This is a genomic window from Vibrio marisflavi CECT 7928 (genome assembly GCF_921294215.1).
Classification (GTDB): domain Bacteria; phylum Pseudomonadota; class Gammaproteobacteria; order Enterobacterales; family Vibrionaceae; genus Vibrio; species Vibrio marisflavi.
Genome location: NZ_CAKLDM010000002.1, coordinates 1,146,497 through 1,161,090 on the forward strand (window position 1 = coordinate 1,146,497; position 14,594 = coordinate 1,161,090).

Sequence of the window (14,594 nt, forward strand, 5' to 3'; positions counted from 1 at the left end):
GCACCGAGGTATTTACACTTCATATTTAACATAAGATACATAATGCGCACTGATAGGCGTGAGCAAAATCGGGCATCAGAACCAAGGCCAAACCCGCGCTAGCCATTGATATTGCTCGTAATCCTTGGCCGTTAAACTTTTTTGCAATACTTTCCCACATCGCTTTAACTCTAGGGTTTTCGTTGCGGTCTGCATGGCATCCTAACAAAGCGATTTCTGGATCGATTCCTGCGCCATCTGCTAGAAATACTGCTTCAGAATCAGATATATACCTTTTCCCATTTCTCATTTCACCGATTCGTTGCCTCGGTAAATTCAAATCGTGGGCAATCTGCTTATCTTGTACGTAACTTTTTGCCTTTTTGTAGGCATCTAATAATTGATTTTGATACACAGCAATTCCTCCGTTTGATCCAATTCTAGCTTATCAGGCATGATTTTCCGTGCTTAACAGGCACAAATATTCGTGCCTATAATCCTTTCCATAACAAATTAGCAGACTGTTCCGAACTGCTATTTAAGGCTAAGGAAATTATTTTATGCGTCGTTGGACTCTAGATTTGGCTACAGGCAAACGTGAGCTCGTTCGTTTTGAACCAGTCAGCGTGAATCGCCCGTTTACTTCAAGCTCGTATGATTACCAGTTGGATTTAACTAAGCCAATCAAAGACCACCGTCGTCCAGATTATCCTCGCGCATTTCTTCTTAACCAAAAACCTGACGACGTGATTTATTCTCACGACGTGTCTGACGTTTCGAAAAAAGTTTCTACGAGTCCGTGTTTGAATTTACCGCGTGGCTTCAAACGCAACGGCGACTTTTGCAAAGACATGCTGCGTGTGTATGCCGATGTGTGTCAGCAAAAAGATTCGGTTGAAGCTGTTCGACAATTACATTCTGCACACGAACGTTTAACTCGTCACGGTTACAGCTCGGCCATGGCTGACGATGACATTCGTCGATTAGCCGATACCAAGTCACGCCAGTTTTTAAAATCCGTTCGAACTCTGCCAACTGTTGATGAGCAATTTGAAAAAGTTGTCGAGCTTTTAGCTGACTTGGGTTTGGCATTTACCGAAGCTGCCATTAAAAAAGCCACGGACAATGACGAATTGTTCTCACTGGTCAATCGTGCGCTCGATGAAAACTGGCTCGTTCGTCAGCTTCGTCGCAAATGTGCTTATGAAGTTGAACAAGTGGCTCGTGATTTAGCGCTCGTTCAACGCTCAAAACAGATTTATTGCTCGGATTTCTCGTTAAATCGTCACCGTGATCGCCGTAATTCCAACGATATTGCCTTAGATAATACGGTCGCATTCGACGAAGAAAACCCCGATAACTGGTTTACTTTAAAGGAGTTATCAGAGAAATCGGTATCAAATCCAAGTATTCGACGCGGTGAAATGTTCGTCAGATTGCGTGGATTTGAAGAAATTGCCCAAGAATCCGGCCATGATGCGGTGTTCATTACTACAACTGCCCCATCCCGCTTTCACGCTGTGTCTAAAGGATCAATCAATAAAAACTGGATCGAAGCTGGCAAACCTGACGCTAAATCTGCTCATCGACACTTAATGTCTGTTTGGCAACAGCTCGGAAAAACGCTTTCTCAGCATGACATCAAGCTATATGGGATGCGAATCGTCGAACCCCATCAAGATGGCACGCCACATCACCACCTTTTACTGTTTTTGGATCGCAAACACACCAAGTTTGTTGTTTCTGAATTTCGCCGTTTATCGCTTAAAGATTCACCAAACGAAGCCGGAGCTAACCAATATCGGTTCAAATGTGAGCACATTGACTGGTCAAAAGGCTCTGCTGTTGGATATGTCGCCAAATACGTCAGCAAAAATATAGATGGCGCGCATATATCGACAGATAAAGATACAAATCTCAACGGTTTAGACGCTGCGGAACGTGTTGTGACGTGGTCACGTTTAAATAATATCAGACAGTTTCAGTTCATTGGTGGCCCGTCGGTTACCGTTTGGCGCGAGCTCCGTCGTTTGCGCGAAGAATTTCAAGAGGACGATGCCATGCTCACTGACCTAAGTGAACCTGAACATTTTTTATTAGAGAAAGTTCGCCGCTCTGCAGACGAAGGCGATTGGAAAGCGTTTTGTTATGCGATGGGTGGCGTTCAAGTGAAACGCAAAGATCAAACCGTGAAGGTTCAATACTCAGTGCCAGACACGATACAGAAATTGTTGGTGTCTGGTGAGTTCACCCCTACCCGTTTTGGCGACATGGCTCAGGCTCGTGTGAATGGTTTGCTGTTCCGCGACATTTTCTTAGCGACTCGTTTCCGCAATTGGAAAGTTGAGAACAAAGAACAGTTCTTACGTGCTCAACGCGGAATCATGACCAACGTCGTTGACTACTTCGACGCGCTAGAACGCGAACAAGAATATCAACGCATGGCCGACGAACGTTATCAAGAATACGAACACTACGTTGAGCAGTGCGAAGAACTTCAAGCGCTTATTTATTCTGGGCACTTAGAGATTGATGCGTCCAGTTCGGTGGGCGCAGCCCCGCCGGACTGGATGCATTAATCTCCTTGGACTTGTGTCAATAACTCCCTTTTTGTTTAACCAAACAGCAAGTAAAACAGGCAAAAAATAGGAAAAACGTTATGAAAATAGAAGGATTAATACTCGATGAATCAGACATTATTCAAGAATCGAAAGTCAATCGCTCTACGGGTGAAACTCAGCTTACGGGAAAACTTAACCTCATCACTACCAACCCCACTGACACCATCGAGGTCAAAATCAGCCCCGATTTATGGGCAAAAGGCGAAGCCGGATCGCTCTTAAAAGGTTTGGTCGGTAAACGTCACCAATTCGACGTCGAATATCGCCAGTTCAGCTTTGGTAATGACGAAGGTAAGCACGTTTCGCTTAATGGCTTTCATCTATTCAGTTTGCCGAGCGCTAAGTAGGAGTTTGCCATGACCGATGCCCAGTTCACGCAGCTCATTGAACACCTAGAGAACTTTCAATTGATGGTTTTCATTGGGTTGTGTTTCGTGATTTGGGGCATCGGCATGATTTGGGGAGGACAACGATAAATGCTGTCGATTGAGTTTTTGGTCGGGTCATTCTCGACAGTGTTTATCCTTGGCTTCGCAGTGTCTAAGCAACTGTTGGTGTTTAGGCGTGCAGTCGAGATTTCAACGTCAACTTAATAATGTGAGGAATACATTATGAACAAACTTAAGCAACATTATGGAAAGTGGTTAGCAGTGGTGACAACTCCTTTTCTTTTCGCACCGATGGCTCATGCAGCCTTGTCTACCGATGCTCAAGCGGCTGTCGATGCAGTCTCAACAACCGCGTCTGACTTTGTAACCGAAGCGTGGGCAATCGCGATTGTCTGCGTGGTCGGTTTCACCGGCATCAAGCTGTTCAAGAAAGCGATCAGCAAAGCGACATAATCGCTTAGCCTTTCCTATTTTGGGCGGTTCGCCGCCCTTTTCTTTTATCGACCAAGGATTGGTTATGCGAGTTCTTGTTCTTCTCTCCGCACTCTTATCATTTACTGCCAGCGCGACTGTGTATGAATTTGTTGGTTATGGCAATAACCCAAACATTGGACAAGCGTGTTGGGGACTCAGCGCCGGACAAATCTACGATCCTGTTGGGCTGCCTGATTGTACTGGCACCGTGTATGAAGCCTACGGTCGTCGGTTTGAAATTATCTTAGCCAGTGTTGATACCATATACTTTAGTGCGGTGGCGCGTCGTGATGATGGACGAACGTATACGGGTAAAGCGACGGGTAAAGCAACCAACTTAACTTGCCAAGCTCCAATGGAAATGCACAACGGAATTTGCCAACTTGTCCCCGATGAAGATAAACCGTTTTGCGATAGACGCTCAACACAAGAAGAACTGGCCGCGGCCAGTGAAGCGTGCGCCGTATCCGAAGGTATCTTTTCTTCGTCTTGCTCCAATGACAATGAATCGTTATCAATGAAATGTACTCAACCGGAATCGTGTGTGATTGGCGATCCATCATGGCCAGAGTGCATGTCCGATTTTGACCCCACTGCTCCATTCAACCCGCCGCCATCAGATTTTAATCCCAGTACAGGTACAACGGTTGAAAAAGGTGATTCTTACGACAAACAAGAACCCGATACTGTTACCCCAGATTCAACGACAGATACTGGCGTATTGGAAGCGATTCAGAACTTAAACCGAGATACCAACGCAGGCTTAAGCTCTCTTGACGGCAATCTTACGCAAGGCTTTGCTGACGTCAACACGGCGCTCAATAATATCGATGCAACAAACAATGGCATTGGCCAATCGATTGTTGATCAAATGAATCAAGACTACGCCATTTACCAAGGCCAAAAAGACTTGCAGCTTCAAACCACGGGAGCGATTCAAGCCTACGGAGCTGAAACGGCGGCCGCAGTAAAAGGTACAACTTATGCGGTAAACAATAATACTGACGCAGTGAAGGATAACACTGACGCGATTGGTGAACTTGGCGACCGCTTAGAATCCAAGCTTGATGAACTCAAACCGTGTGAACCCACTGAGGCCAACAACTATTGCGAAAGTCCGCATGGTTTGGACTCTGGTCTGGTGACTCAAATCATGCAGGAAATCGACGACCATTCAGAGGCCACACTCGATGGTGTCGAGACGTTATTGGTTGGTGAAGCAACAGACATTGCCACTACGCCATTAACGGGTGAAGTGGAATCGAACATTTCAGGTGTGGTTGATTCAGTCATGGCTCTCCTACCCGATTACGGAAGCTGCTCTCCACTCAATTTTAATTTAGGCAGTCGAGTCGTCTCGTTCTCTTGCGATATCTCGGCCACCATCAAAACAATTCTGTCGTTCCTATTTTATTTCTATACCGCGTTATATCTGCTCGATGTGCTTTTCAGTGAAGTGACACCAGTGCCAGGTACTCGCCGCGCATCATTAGGGAGTTAATTATGGCGATTGCAATTTTACCACTCGTTTCCAGTATTGCAGGTGCGTTAAGTATTCCCGCGTTAGCGATGTTTTTTGGTAACTTAGCTGCGCAAATGATTGCTTGGTTTGCCGCGAAAGTGACGAAACAAGCAGCGATAAACTTAACCGTAATTATCATGGTGATTGGATTAGCCGCAGGTCTGGCGGCGGGTATCTATGCGTTATTAACGGGTATTTCCTATCTGACACCACCATTTCTGAATGAAGCGTTTTCGTTCTTTGTGCCTAACAATGCGGTGCCGTGTTTTAGTGCCTGTATCTCTGCGCGCTTTATGCGTTGGGTTTGGGAATGGCAAGCGTACGCGATCATGAAAGTGGCAGGTGTGTAGCCATGGCCGTTTACTTTGTCACGGGTAAACTTGGCGCAGGCAAATCGCTGACTTCTGTAGGCCGAATACGCGACGCCTTTTATCGTGGTGTGCCCGTGGCAACGAACTTGGATATTCGTTTAGTGCCGATGCTTGGCAGAAAAACTAAGAAAACACGATTGTTCCGCGTGCCGGATAAACCTAGCCTTGCGGACTTGGAAGCGCTTGGAAATGGCAATCCCAGTTACGATGAATCGAAAAACGGTCTGCTTGTTCTTGATGAATGTGGTACGTGGTTTAACTCCAGAACGTGGAACGACAAATCTCGTCAAGATGTGATCAACTGGTTTCTGCATGCGCGTAAGCTTGGTTGGGATATTATCTTCATCGTTCAAGATATATCCATTGTTGATAAGCAAGCACGTTTGGCCTTGGCCGAACACACCGTGTTTTGTCGCCGTCTCGATAGAATGCAGATCCCTATTTTATCGGCACTGATTCGAACCATTAGCCTTGGCGTGATTAAACTCAAGCTGCCTAAATTGCATGTGGGCATTGTGAAATATGGTGATAGTTCGCAGTCGATAACCGTTGATAAATGGATGCTTTGGGGCAGTGATTTATACGCTAGTTACGACACAAAACAAGCCTTTTCCGACCACTACAACAAAGGCACATACAGCGTTTTACCCACTTGGTACACACATGGACGCTACAGTGTCACGTTAACCCTGAGAAATGTTATGCGCTTAACTAAAATCTACGCGCGGAAGTTCTCGCGCTTTACCATGTTTACCCTCGGTGCCCTTCTCTCGCTTGGCGTCTCGCTCTACTTTTCACCCAATACCGAAGTGAGCCAAACTACTGAACCCATCACCAAAACAGTCAAACGACTCGATTTATCGGGCTATACAATCGCTAGCTATATGAATGCGCCCAATCGCCCTTTGTCATTTGAGTTAGACAACAATGGCAAGCGTATTAGCAGTGTTCAGCTTCTAGAGCTTGGGTACACATTCAACAACAGCTCTCGATGCTCAATCACCATCAGCCAAGGTAGCCACCATGAAAAACTGCACTGCTAATGAGTCCACACTTAAGCTCGCTTGTCAGATTCAAATGGTTTCAAATTTGATTCTGATAATGAGCAGACAAGCAAAGCGCGTCAGTTTTCTATTGCTTCTTCTATTGTCTTTTTCAGTGGTGGCTAATGAACCGACGACCTTCGAAACGTCCAACACTCCGATATCTGAATTTGTGTCATGGTATGCGGCTGAATCTGGCCAAACCATTGTGCTTGGCCAAGGTGTGACTGGGACGGTGAGTTTTACGGCTAAAGGTTTAAAGCCAAGCGAGTACCCTGCTTTCTTCAATTCTGTGCTGCGCTCTCATGGCTACATGCTCAATATTGAAAATGGTATCTACGTTGTGCGGCCAAATGCGCACGCTATTACTGAAGTTGAGCCGTCGTTCGTTAAGCTCTATCGACTAGACCATGTTCGCAATACCAAAGTGACAGACTTAATTTCATCTATGCTTAGCGCCACGCAAACTCAAAGCGTGAACAATCAACCTATCAAGAATTACAACGTGGAAGTGCTACCAACAACCAATGCCGTGATCATCACGGGCACACGCAATCAACTAGAACAAATCGACGCTCTGATGAAAGGCATCGACCGACCACAACGCCAAGTCTTTATTGAAGCTGTCATTACTGAGACCTCTATCGATAAATCACATGAGGTCGGCGTGAATCTCGAAGCGGCTTTTGGTAAAGCTGGATTTATCACCAATACCGTTGTTGCAGACTTAACTTCGGATAATGTCGTCATGTATGACAGTGGCAACTTTGATGCACTAGTGAAAGCCATATCGAGCGACGAAAATGCCAAACTGCTTTCACGGCCAAACATGTTAATCATGGATAGAGAGCGCGGCTACATTACGGTGGGTCAAAATGTCCCATTCATTATTGCCAAAGAAGTGACCGACGGCGGCAATACTATTCAGCAAATTGAGCGCAAAGATGTTGGCGTATCGCTCGATGTAATTCCGCATATTATGGGTGACGATGTGATCCTGCAAATTGCTCAAGAATCTCAATCAGTCACTAACTCCACAGCAGCGGCTGATATCATTACCAACAAGCGGACTCTTCAAACGATGGTCAAAGTTAAAAGCCAGCAGACTATTGTGCTTGGTGGGCTAATCTCCGATGAGGAAAAAGTCAGTGAATCAGGGGTGCCGGTTCTTAAAGACATCCCTGTATTAGGTTGGTTTTTTAGTTCAGAAAAAACCGTGCATCAGCAAAAAGAACTGCGCGTGGTGATTAAAACGACGGTTCTTTAAGCTTGCGCACCTTTATATCGGCAATGGCTCTGGCGAGTTTTACCACATGAGTAGAGGTTTTTATTTCTAGCTCTGAGTTGATTTCGGCAAGCGCGATGCCTAGCAGTATTTGTTGTGGTGATACTAGCTGACCTGTTGGTAGCTCTAATCTGTCATAATGCATTCGAAATTGCTGCCAATCTTCTGACGGACTAAGCTCTCTGCCCCTGCTCATTCTCATTAACCGCTTACATTCTTCTGGTATTGGAGAGCCTGAATCCCAAAGACTAACGGTTCTTACTGACTTACAACACAGTGTAGCTGTTTGATTTTTATTGAGTCCACACTCCAGTTTTCTAAAAATGTAGTTCTTGGTCATTTGATGGTACTTCATAGTAATTCACCTCGTAAACACCGCGAGATGAAAGACTCGTACCTAAATTAGTGTTAGTTACTATTATCTCTTCTAGAACAAGCGCTTGGGTTGCTTCGAAGTGTTTTAGTGGGTAATGTAATCACTTGTTTAATAGGACTATCACATAGAATTTAATTCTACGTCGGAGCAATATGAGTATGGAATCTTTCAACCGTAAGTGGTTGTATATTGCGTTTGTTGTGTCGTTAATTGTGCTTATTTTATACTTTGTACAGTTTAATGTTATTCATTTACCACACTTGTCAACTAATCAAGAGGATTGGGGAAGTTTTGGAGCTTATGTGGGCGGAACAATTGGGCCTATATTTGCTTACCTAGCTTACTTAGGGGTTAGAGAGCAACTTTTAACACAAAAAAAATCGCACCAAGCACTGGTTTCTCAAAAGGCTTTAGAAGATCATATATATAGAACTAAGGAATCCTTTGAACATATAAATATATTGTCTCTATCTAGTATTGTACCTATAGAAAAACACCTAAATATTGAATTGGCCAATAGCTTAAAATCTGATTTACATACATCTGTTAATAACGCTCCAATTAATTTAATTATTGATGAGGTGATTGAAGCTGGCCATCTATTGCATGGTGCTTCAGTCATTTACCAAAGGTACATGTTTCTTATCGACCAAGCATCGAGGGAGTTAGATATAGGTACTCCTTTGAGTGAACATAAATGGGTAGCTAGGACAACTTGGGCATTGTATAAAAAAAGGGGGGTTTTCCTAAGCATACTAGCAAAGAAAGCTTTAAACGAAATAACTTCTGACAATCAAGAAGTATATCCATATGAGCACAAAGAGTTACTCACACTTATACATAACTATGAGCATATTTGGGACCCTTCTTGGAAGAAAATTGTTTTGTAGTTAGCTTAAATTGAGAGGAAGAAATGAAAGGTGAATGGATCGCTCTTTTAGGAGCAATTGTAGGGTCTTTGATTACTATATTGCCCAACTGGATAAAAGATAAAAGGAAATTAATTAAGTTAAAAAATGCATTCTGGGAGGAAGTAGAAAGCTACCAAAGTGAAATTTCTCAAGTAACTTGTGATTTAGTGGATGAGTACTTAAACCCAACAAGAACCCGTGTTACCTGTGGGCCAAATAGTAGTGGTCATTCGTACATAAACGCTCTAAAGGTGGAGCTTGGAGTTGAACTCCCGCAACCTATACGGCAGTTGACTCGACATATTGAAGATCGAACCAAAATAATTTGTACTGGAATAGCTAAAAGAAATGAGCAAGCTATAGATTCCAAGAATAAGGAATTGAAACAAAGGGTATCGTCCAAGCCGTTTACTAACCCTACCTACTCACAACAAAGGACGGCCACAGCAATTGTAGAGTGTTGCAAACTTCTGCATGAGCTAATGAAAGCTCTTGAAACAAAAGAGCGGTTTACGTTTAAATCTGAAGTCAACTTAAGCGAGAAGGTTACTTCTATCCTTGAGCACTTAAAACCCGATCTTAGTAAAAGTGAAATTAACTCAATACTAAATCGCCGCCCCCACTAATGATTGAATTTAGTAGGTTTAGGGTAAAGTTCTATCCTCCAGAGAAAGATGACACTGAAGGTTGCCAACTAGTAGAGTTAGTACATTGATACTGTACAGTTTTGATTCCATAAATGAATCAGTGATGGCACTATGAAGCTTGACAGCTGATAGGTGCTAATGCTTGCTAAGTAAGTTAAAATAAGAAGTATTAAATAGCCTTTGTGTTGTGTACACACACAAAAGTAACTAGGAGCCATACAACGTGATTGAGTCAATTTATCTTGACAATTATAAAAAGTTTGTTGATTTCGAACTTAACAATCTGAAAACAATAAATGTCATATCAGGTTCTAACAACACTGGTAAGACAAGTATATTAGAGGCATTATTTTTCTTATGTGATCGTCTTTCTCCAGATAATATGTTGAGGCAATATACTATACGAAATGTTAAGTCATACACAATTAACTCTCAAGGCCAAATGTGGCAAATGATTTTTAATGACTATGATTTGACAAAAAAAATCACGATTAAAATAACTGATAGCAATGGAAATGAAGAAGTTGCAACATACAACCATTTAGATAAAGCAAATAATGAAATTATTTCCATTCAGAATCAATCTGTAAACAGTAGTAATATTGTCTCTACAAGTTCTGCTGATATATCCTCACTTCACTCTGAATTTGAAATTAACAAAAAGAAATGTGGTGATACTTACTTTTACATAAGAGATAATAAGTTAGCTCTTTCACATAAGGACTTAAAGCTCTCAGATTTAACTAAGGTAGCCATTTTTGTAAATTCGACATCTAATGCTACGAATAAAGAGGATATGGATCGACTTGGTAAACTAATAGTTAATAGAAGAATTGAAGATATTATTGCTAGCTTGCAAATTATTGAACCTAAGCTCAAATCTATCAACATTATACCTGAAGCGAATATGCCAACTGTATATTGTGATACAGGCTTGTCTAGGCAGTATCCTTTGTATCATATGGGAGAAGGTATATCTAAGTTTCTTTCCATACTAATATCGATATGCTCTGTTCAAAATGGATTGGTCTGCATTGACGAACTAGAAAATGGTATACATTACTCTCTATTTCCTAAAGTATGGGGAATCATCGATAAATTAGCAAAAGACAATAACAATCAAATATTTGTTACCACTCATAATCACGATTTATTAAAAGGACTGAATACATTCTGCCAAGAGTCAAAAGATAGCTCAGTCGAGTTTATTCGAATTGATGAAACGAAATCTGGTCTTGTTGCAAAAAATTATGACTCTGAAATGTTGTCTGCTGCGATGGATAGACAGTGGGAAATTAGATAATGAATAAGTTAATGTTGGTTGAAGGTAAAGATGAAGTTGGTTTTTTTAAAGAATTTCTTAGGAAGAAAAATATAGAGGGCATTCGTATACGTGAAGTAGGTGGTAAAGACAAGATTAAGTCAGAGCTTAAAGTTGTTCTGCAAGAACGCGGTATTGAAGATTTGGAAACGTTAATTGTTGTCCAAGATGCAGACAACTCTAAGGCATCTGCTTTGCAAAGCTTAAAAGCGACATTTAGCAACCTTGGCCTCCCAGTGCCTGATAGTGATTTGGAGTTTAGAAAAAATGGTAAGCATCCTTTCAAGTGTGGCTTTTACATAATGCCGGGTGTGGATGAACAAGGTATGTTAGAAGATCTTCTTCTTAGCAGTTGTACTCAAGAAACAGTTAAGGAAGAAGCTATTAAATACATAGAACGAATAGAAGAGCTCTCCAACGAAAGAAATGATGTTAAAAAGCCTAGAAATATGGCAAAGGCGAAGCTTCATGCATACTTATCTGGCTTAGAAAAACACAAGCCAAATATTGGTTTGGCTGTTAAAGCTAGCTGCTTCAACTTAGATTCTAATAAGTTTGATGGGCTTACTACGTTTCTTAATGATGCGTAACCGAAATTTATTCAGCCCAGATGAAAATCACGAAGGTCTATTCTTTGCTTCGTATGATGCTAATACCCTAGCGTACCTTAGAATATTTTTCACGTACGAATAGTCATTTGGTGCTGATATCTCTAACACTCCTACTGCGATTAGAATTTGTTGTGGAGTGACAGCTTGGTTAGTTGGGAGAATTAGTTGCTCTCCTACCATTTTAAAATCTTTCCAGTTTTTTCCAACTCCAAGCTCTCTTCTCTCATACATACGAATAAGTCGAGCGCATTCCGGTGGTATGGGACGTTTACCTGAGTTCCACATGGAGACCGTCCTCACACTTTTAAAACAAAGTTCAGCGACTTGTTTTATCGTTAACGTGCAGTTTATTTTTGTGAAAATTCCGAATTCATCGAGTTGAGTGCAATGGCTGTGCTTACGTCTCATTTTAAGCCCTTTCATTTAAGAGCTTGATATGAAACAAATTTAACATAAGCAGACATAATGTGTAGTGAGCTTTCAGTACTAAAAAGCCATCTATAATATACAGACCACTCTAGGCTCAATGGACATTTAACTTGGATAAATATAGAAAGATATGGGTGTTTGTGCTGACGTTATTGTTTTCTAATCTAGCAAACGCAGAAACATTAGTAGCCCACTGTAGAGACAGGTCTCCAGAACTGATACCTACACACAATGGCTGCAGTGGTCCCGTAGCTGAAATTATTGATATAGCATCAAATCGAATCGGTCTAGAGGTTTCTTGGATTACAGTTCCTTGGGCTAGAACCATCAAAGTAGCTGAATATGGTGGCGTTGATATCATCCCGAGGCACTCTATGAATCAGATACGTGAAGCCTTTTTAAACGGCGTTGCATACGGCTATCAAAAACGTAACGTATATTACATGATATCCCCACAATCAGATGTTGAAGTTAATGATCTGAATGACCTCGAAGGGCTAAAAGTTGGCGCGTTGAGAGGAAGTTTTTACTCTGAAAACTTTGCTAACGCACAACACTTTAAAAAGTTCTTTTTCAACGACACGGAACAGATTATTAAAATGCTTATCAAAGGTCGGATAGATGTTGCGGTCATGTCCTCAAATCATCACGAAGAAAAATTTCGCGCCGAATCAGGCCTACGCCAAGCCCGCTATGTGGATGTATTTTACAACGGAAGATATATCAGTATGCCAATAGAATCACCTATGGTTAAGTATTGGCCTATGTTAAAAGAACAAATTGACGCAATGAGAACCGATGGAGAGATAGAAAAAATCTTCAAGAAATATCACCTCCCGCCTCCCGAACAGAAATAATCTTATAAAGCTTCTAGATAACTATTACCGGAACCCAGAATATTAATATCTGTGAAGCTCCGGCGTAGTCTTTTAGCCCTAATATGTTAGTAGTACTTTTTGTATATTTCGGATGTCACGCCCTCTTTTTTCATGTCCGCCAATGCATCGGAGAGTTTTTTTGCAATAGAATCTGGGCTGAACATTACGGGTGAATTTGTAGCACTGATTGGTTGATTGGCATCATAGTTTTTATTTGGGATCTTATTGTAATTTTTGGAATTGAGTGAGAAACCTAAATACATGGGTTCTACTTTGCTACAGCATTCTTGAACTCTTAGGTTAGGCATAGGGTTCTGTTTTAGGGCATAAAGCAAGCTATCCTTGCTGTAAAAATAGATATCCGCACTACCATTACTAATTAACTTCATAATATCTAGTGTTGTTGCTTCCTTAGGTGATTTTTTAGGGATCTCTAATTTCAGTAAATCTGGGCTTCCATAAGGTAAAATTTCAGTTGGTTTGGCCTTTAATATGTCTTCTCTACTTTTAAAGTCAGCAGAATCAGCTCTAGTGAGTAACGCGTATGAGCTGGTAAGCCCATTATTGATATAACCGAAATTTTCTGCTCTTTTCTTAGTAAATTTGAGTCCAGGATAAAAGTCTATTTTTCCACTTACTATCATATTCATGATTCGTTTTTTAGGTTTTCTTTCAACAGCTAAGCTACATCCAATACGATCTGCTGCAGTCTTAAACAACTCAAAGTAAAGTCCATTATTATCCGGTGCTTTCCCAATCAAGGGAGGCTTCTCATTTGTTCTGTACCCCATAATTAACTCACAGCTATAAGCTGGGGAGATCACTAAAGTGGCAAGTACAGAATAAAAAGCCGTGCGCATCAGATATTTCATAATGGTGTCCTAATAAATGTTTTCCTAGTATTAGCATAGGAGCTAATACTCAAATATCTACTTCGTGTATTGGCGAATAAGCGATAACCAATAACCAAAGCTCTCTATCGAGTGGCAGTGTATAGAACAAAAATTGTGGTGGACATGTACGATGGTTGATTACAACGAAATGAAACAGCGGCTGATGGGGCTTGTCTATAAACTTGATGAGATAGAGAACCTTGAGGTTGGTCATGACCGTGATAAAGCGGTGAAAGATTTCTGCGACATTTTAATGTCAGTCGATCATGATTTGACCTGTAATTTTATAGACGAGTTATTGCGAACTCGCGGTCTTGATGACAAATAATAACACTCAACGTAGATCTTGATAGCGTGTAGCTATCTTTTATATTTTGCTAATAGTCGCGAGTACTTAAGGAGTTGAGATGCTTTCGCTTGTTCTCTCGGTGCTGAAACTTCTAGGACACCTAAAGCGATGATTATTTGCTGCGGCTCTACTATTTGCCCCGTTGGCAGAGCCAAACGCTCTCCTATCATTTGAAACCCCTGCCAAGGTTTTCCGATTCCGAGCTCCCTACCCTCGTAAATACGAATAAGTCGAGCACACTCTGGTGGTATGGAGCGTTTTCCTGTGTTCCATAGAGTGACTGTTCTCACAGTTTTAAAACAAAGTTCAGCGACTTGTTTTATCGTTAACGTGCAGTTTATTTTTGTGAAAATTCCGAATTCATCGAGTTGAGTGCAATGGCTGTGCTTACGTTTCATTTTAAGCCCTTTCATTTAAAGGCTTGATATGAAACAAATTTAACATAAGCAGACATAATGTGTACTTAAGGTTATTGAACTAAATTGGGCATCATAT

At 41.6% G+C, this 14,594-nt stretch carries 18 protein-coding genes; 13 read left to right on the forward strand and 5 right to left on the reverse strand.

Features of this window, described 5'->3' with window-relative positions; translation table 11 throughout:
• Positions 1 to 25 precede the first annotated feature (25 nt).
• Complete coding sequence (locus L7A31_RS11945) at positions 26 to 394, reverse strand: DUF3693 domain-containing protein (protein ID WP_237361878.1); 369 nt, start codon at positions 392 to 394, stop codon at positions 26 to 28.
• 145 nt (positions 395 to 539) lie between these two features.
• Here L7A31_RS11945 and L7A31_RS11950 point away from each other — a divergent pair, with 145 nt between their 5' ends.
• The 7 genes from L7A31_RS11950 (at position 540) to L7A31_RS11980 (ending at position 7,666) form a co-directional block, all read left to right on the forward strand.
• On the forward strand, positions 540 to 2,558 hold the full coding sequence (locus L7A31_RS11950; RefSeq protein ID WP_237361879.1) for a replication endonuclease: 2,019 nt from the start codon (positions 540 to 542) through the stop codon (positions 2,556 to 2,558).
• Positions 2,559 to 2,638: 80 nt separating this feature from the next.
• Positions 2,639 to 2,947, forward strand: a complete 309-nt coding sequence (locus L7A31_RS11955; protein ID WP_237360134.1) for a chemotaxis protein — start codon at positions 2,639 to 2,641, stop codon at positions 2,945 to 2,947.
• A 264-nt stretch (positions 2,948 to 3,211) separates the two neighbouring features.
• The gene (locus tag L7A31_RS11960) at positions 3,212 to 3,442 is read left to right on the forward strand and encodes a major coat protein (RefSeq protein ID WP_237360133.1); all 231 of its coding nucleotides are present in this window, start codon (positions 3,212 to 3,214) and stop codon (positions 3,440 to 3,442) included.
• Positions 3,443 to 3,506: 64 nt separating this feature from the next.
• Positions 3,507 to 4,964: a hypothetical protein gene (locus L7A31_RS11965; RefSeq protein ID WP_237361880.1), complete on the forward strand. Its 1,458-nt coding sequence runs from the start codon at positions 3,507 to 3,509 to the stop codon at positions 4,962 to 4,964.
• A gap of 2 nt (positions 4,965 to 4,966) precedes the next feature.
• The gene (locus L7A31_RS11970) at positions 4,967 to 5,335 is read left to right on the forward strand and encodes a DUF5455 family protein (protein ID WP_237361881.1); all 369 of its coding nucleotides are present in this window, start codon (positions 4,967 to 4,969) and stop codon (positions 5,333 to 5,335) included.
• 2 nt (positions 5,336 to 5,337) lie between these two features.
• On the forward strand, positions 5,338 to 6,399 hold the full coding sequence (locus tag L7A31_RS11975) for a zonular occludens toxin domain-containing protein (protein WP_237361882.1): 1,062 nt from the start codon (positions 5,338 to 5,340) through the stop codon (positions 6,397 to 6,399).
• Positions 6,400 to 6,457: 58 nt separating this feature from the next.
• Complete coding sequence (locus L7A31_RS11980; protein ID WP_237361883.1) at positions 6,458 to 7,666, forward strand: secretin GspD/PilQ domain-containing protein; 1,209 nt, start codon at positions 6,458 to 6,460, stop codon at positions 7,664 to 7,666.
• On the opposite strand, the gene L7A31_RS11985 is transcribed toward L7A31_RS11980, so the two are convergent.
• Entirely contained in the window at positions 7,647 to 8,039 is a 393-nt protein-coding gene (locus L7A31_RS11985) for a regulator (RefSeq protein WP_237361884.1), read from the reverse strand. The genes L7A31_RS11980 and L7A31_RS11985 overlap by 20 nt on opposite strands.
• A gap of 173 nt (positions 8,040 to 8,212) precedes the next feature.
• Between L7A31_RS11985 and L7A31_RS11990 the strand changes: the two genes are divergently transcribed.
• The 4 genes from L7A31_RS11990 to L7A31_RS12005 all read left to right on the forward strand — a co-directional run bounded on the left by L7A31_RS11990 (position 8,213) and on the right by L7A31_RS12005 (position 11,529).
• A complete protein-coding gene (locus tag L7A31_RS11990) occupies positions 8,213 to 8,950 on the forward strand; it encodes a hypothetical protein (protein ID WP_237361885.1) in 738 nt (245 codons plus the stop codon).
• Positions 8,951 to 8,973: 23 nt separating this feature from the next.
• Positions 8,974 to 9,597, forward strand: a complete 624-nt coding sequence (locus L7A31_RS11995; RefSeq protein WP_237361886.1) for a hypothetical protein — start codon at positions 8,974 to 8,976, stop codon at positions 9,595 to 9,597.
• 244 nt (positions 9,598 to 9,841) lie between these two features.
• The gene (locus L7A31_RS12000; protein WP_237361887.1) at positions 9,842 to 10,921 is read left to right on the forward strand and encodes an AAA family ATPase; all 1,080 of its coding nucleotides are present in this window, start codon (positions 9,842 to 9,844) and stop codon (positions 10,919 to 10,921) included.
• Positions 10,921 to 11,529 carry a DUF3226 domain-containing protein gene (locus L7A31_RS12005; RefSeq protein ID WP_237361888.1) on the forward strand — a complete coding sequence of 203 codons (609 nt, stop codon included), beginning with the start codon at positions 10,921 to 10,923 and terminating at the stop codon, positions 11,527 to 11,529. The genes L7A31_RS12000 and L7A31_RS12005 overlap by 1 nt, the downstream gene beginning before the upstream one ends.
• 27 nt (positions 11,530 to 11,556) lie before the next feature.
• Here the strand turns inward: L7A31_RS12005 and L7A31_RS12010 are convergent, their stop codons facing one another.
• Positions 11,557 to 11,958 (reverse strand): regulator, encoded by a 402-nt coding sequence (locus L7A31_RS12010; protein WP_237361889.1) that lies wholly within the window; start codon positions 11,956 to 11,958, stop codon positions 11,557 to 11,559.
• Between the two features lie 131 nt (positions 11,959 to 12,089).
• Between L7A31_RS12010 and L7A31_RS12015 the strand changes: the two genes are divergently transcribed.
• The gene (locus tag L7A31_RS12015; protein WP_237361892.1) at positions 12,090 to 12,836 is read left to right on the forward strand and encodes a substrate-binding periplasmic protein; all 747 of its coding nucleotides are present in this window, start codon (positions 12,090 to 12,092) and stop codon (positions 12,834 to 12,836) included.
• A gap of 86 nt (positions 12,837 to 12,922) precedes the next feature.
• Here L7A31_RS12015 and L7A31_RS12020 read toward each other — a convergent pair whose 3' ends face one another.
• Positions 12,923 to 13,729: a substrate-binding periplasmic protein gene (locus tag L7A31_RS12020; protein WP_237361893.1), complete on the reverse strand. Its 807-nt coding sequence runs from the start codon at positions 13,727 to 13,729 to the stop codon at positions 12,923 to 12,925.
• A gap of 151 nt (positions 13,730 to 13,880) precedes the next feature.
• Here L7A31_RS12020 and L7A31_RS12025 point away from each other — a divergent pair, with 151 nt between their 5' ends.
• Positions 13,881 to 14,078, forward strand: coding sequence for a hypothetical protein (locus L7A31_RS12025; protein WP_237360119.1), 198 nt, complete (start codon positions 13,881 to 13,883; stop codon positions 14,076 to 14,078).
• Between the two features lie 32 nt (positions 14,079 to 14,110).
• On the opposite strand, the gene L7A31_RS12030 is transcribed toward L7A31_RS12025, so the two are convergent.
• Entirely contained in the window at positions 14,111 to 14,497 is a 387-nt protein-coding gene (locus L7A31_RS12030; RefSeq protein ID WP_237361894.1) for a regulator, read from the reverse strand.
• Between the last annotated feature and the right edge of the window lie 97 nt (positions 14,498 to 14,594).

Excerpts from the sequence above, each read along its gene's own strand:
- L7A31_RS11950 (WP_237361879.1), top strand. The coding sequence starts at position 540 with ATGCGTCGTTGGACTCTAGATTTGGCTACAGGCAAACGTGAGCTCGTT.
- L7A31_RS11955 (WP_237360134.1), top strand. The coding sequence starts at position 2,639 with ATGAAAATAGAAGGATTAATACTCGATGAATCAGACATTATTCAAGAA.
- L7A31_RS11960 (WP_237360133.1), top strand. The coding sequence starts at position 3,212 with ATGAACAAACTTAAGCAACATTATGGAAAGTGGTTAGCAGTGGTGACA.
- L7A31_RS11965 (WP_237361880.1), top strand. The coding sequence starts at position 3,507 with ATGCGAGTTCTTGTTCTTCTCTCCGCACTCTTATCATTTACTGCCAGC.
- L7A31_RS11970 (WP_237361881.1), top strand. The coding sequence starts at position 4,967 with ATGGCGATTGCAATTTTACCACTCGTTTCCAGTATTGCAGGTGCGTTA.
- L7A31_RS11975 (WP_237361882.1), top strand. The coding sequence starts at position 5,338 with ATGGCCGTTTACTTTGTCACGGGTAAACTTGGCGCAGGCAAATCGCTG.
- L7A31_RS11980 (WP_237361883.1), top strand. The coding sequence starts at position 6,458 with ATGAGCAGACAAGCAAAGCGCGTCAGTTTTCTATTGCTTCTTCTATTG.
- L7A31_RS11985 (WP_237361884.1), bottom strand. The coding sequence starts at position 8,039 with ATGAAGTACCATCAAATGACCAAGAACTACATTTTTAGAAAACTGGAG.
- L7A31_RS11990 (WP_237361885.1), top strand. The coding sequence starts at position 8,213 with ATGAGTATGGAATCTTTCAACCGTAAGTGGTTGTATATTGCGTTTGTT.
- L7A31_RS11995 (WP_237361886.1), top strand. The coding sequence starts at position 8,974 with ATGAAAGGTGAATGGATCGCTCTTTTAGGAGCAATTGTAGGGTCTTTG.
- L7A31_RS12005 (WP_237361888.1), top strand. The coding sequence starts at position 10,921 with ATGAATAAGTTAATGTTGGTTGAAGGTAAAGATGAAGTTGGTTTTTTT.
- L7A31_RS12010 (WP_237361889.1), bottom strand. The coding sequence starts at position 11,958 with ATGAGACGTAAGCACAGCCATTGCACTCAACTCGATGAATTCGGAATT.
- L7A31_RS12020 (WP_237361893.1), bottom strand. The coding sequence starts at position 13,729 with ATGAAATATCTGATGCGCACGGCTTTTTATTCTGTACTTGCCACTTTA.
- L7A31_RS12025 (WP_237360119.1), top strand. The coding sequence starts at position 13,881 with ATGGTTGATTACAACGAAATGAAACAGCGGCTGATGGGGCTTGTCTAT.
- L7A31_RS12030 (WP_237361894.1), bottom strand. The coding sequence starts at position 14,497 with ATGAAACGTAAGCACAGCCATTGCACTCAACTCGATGAATTCGGAATT.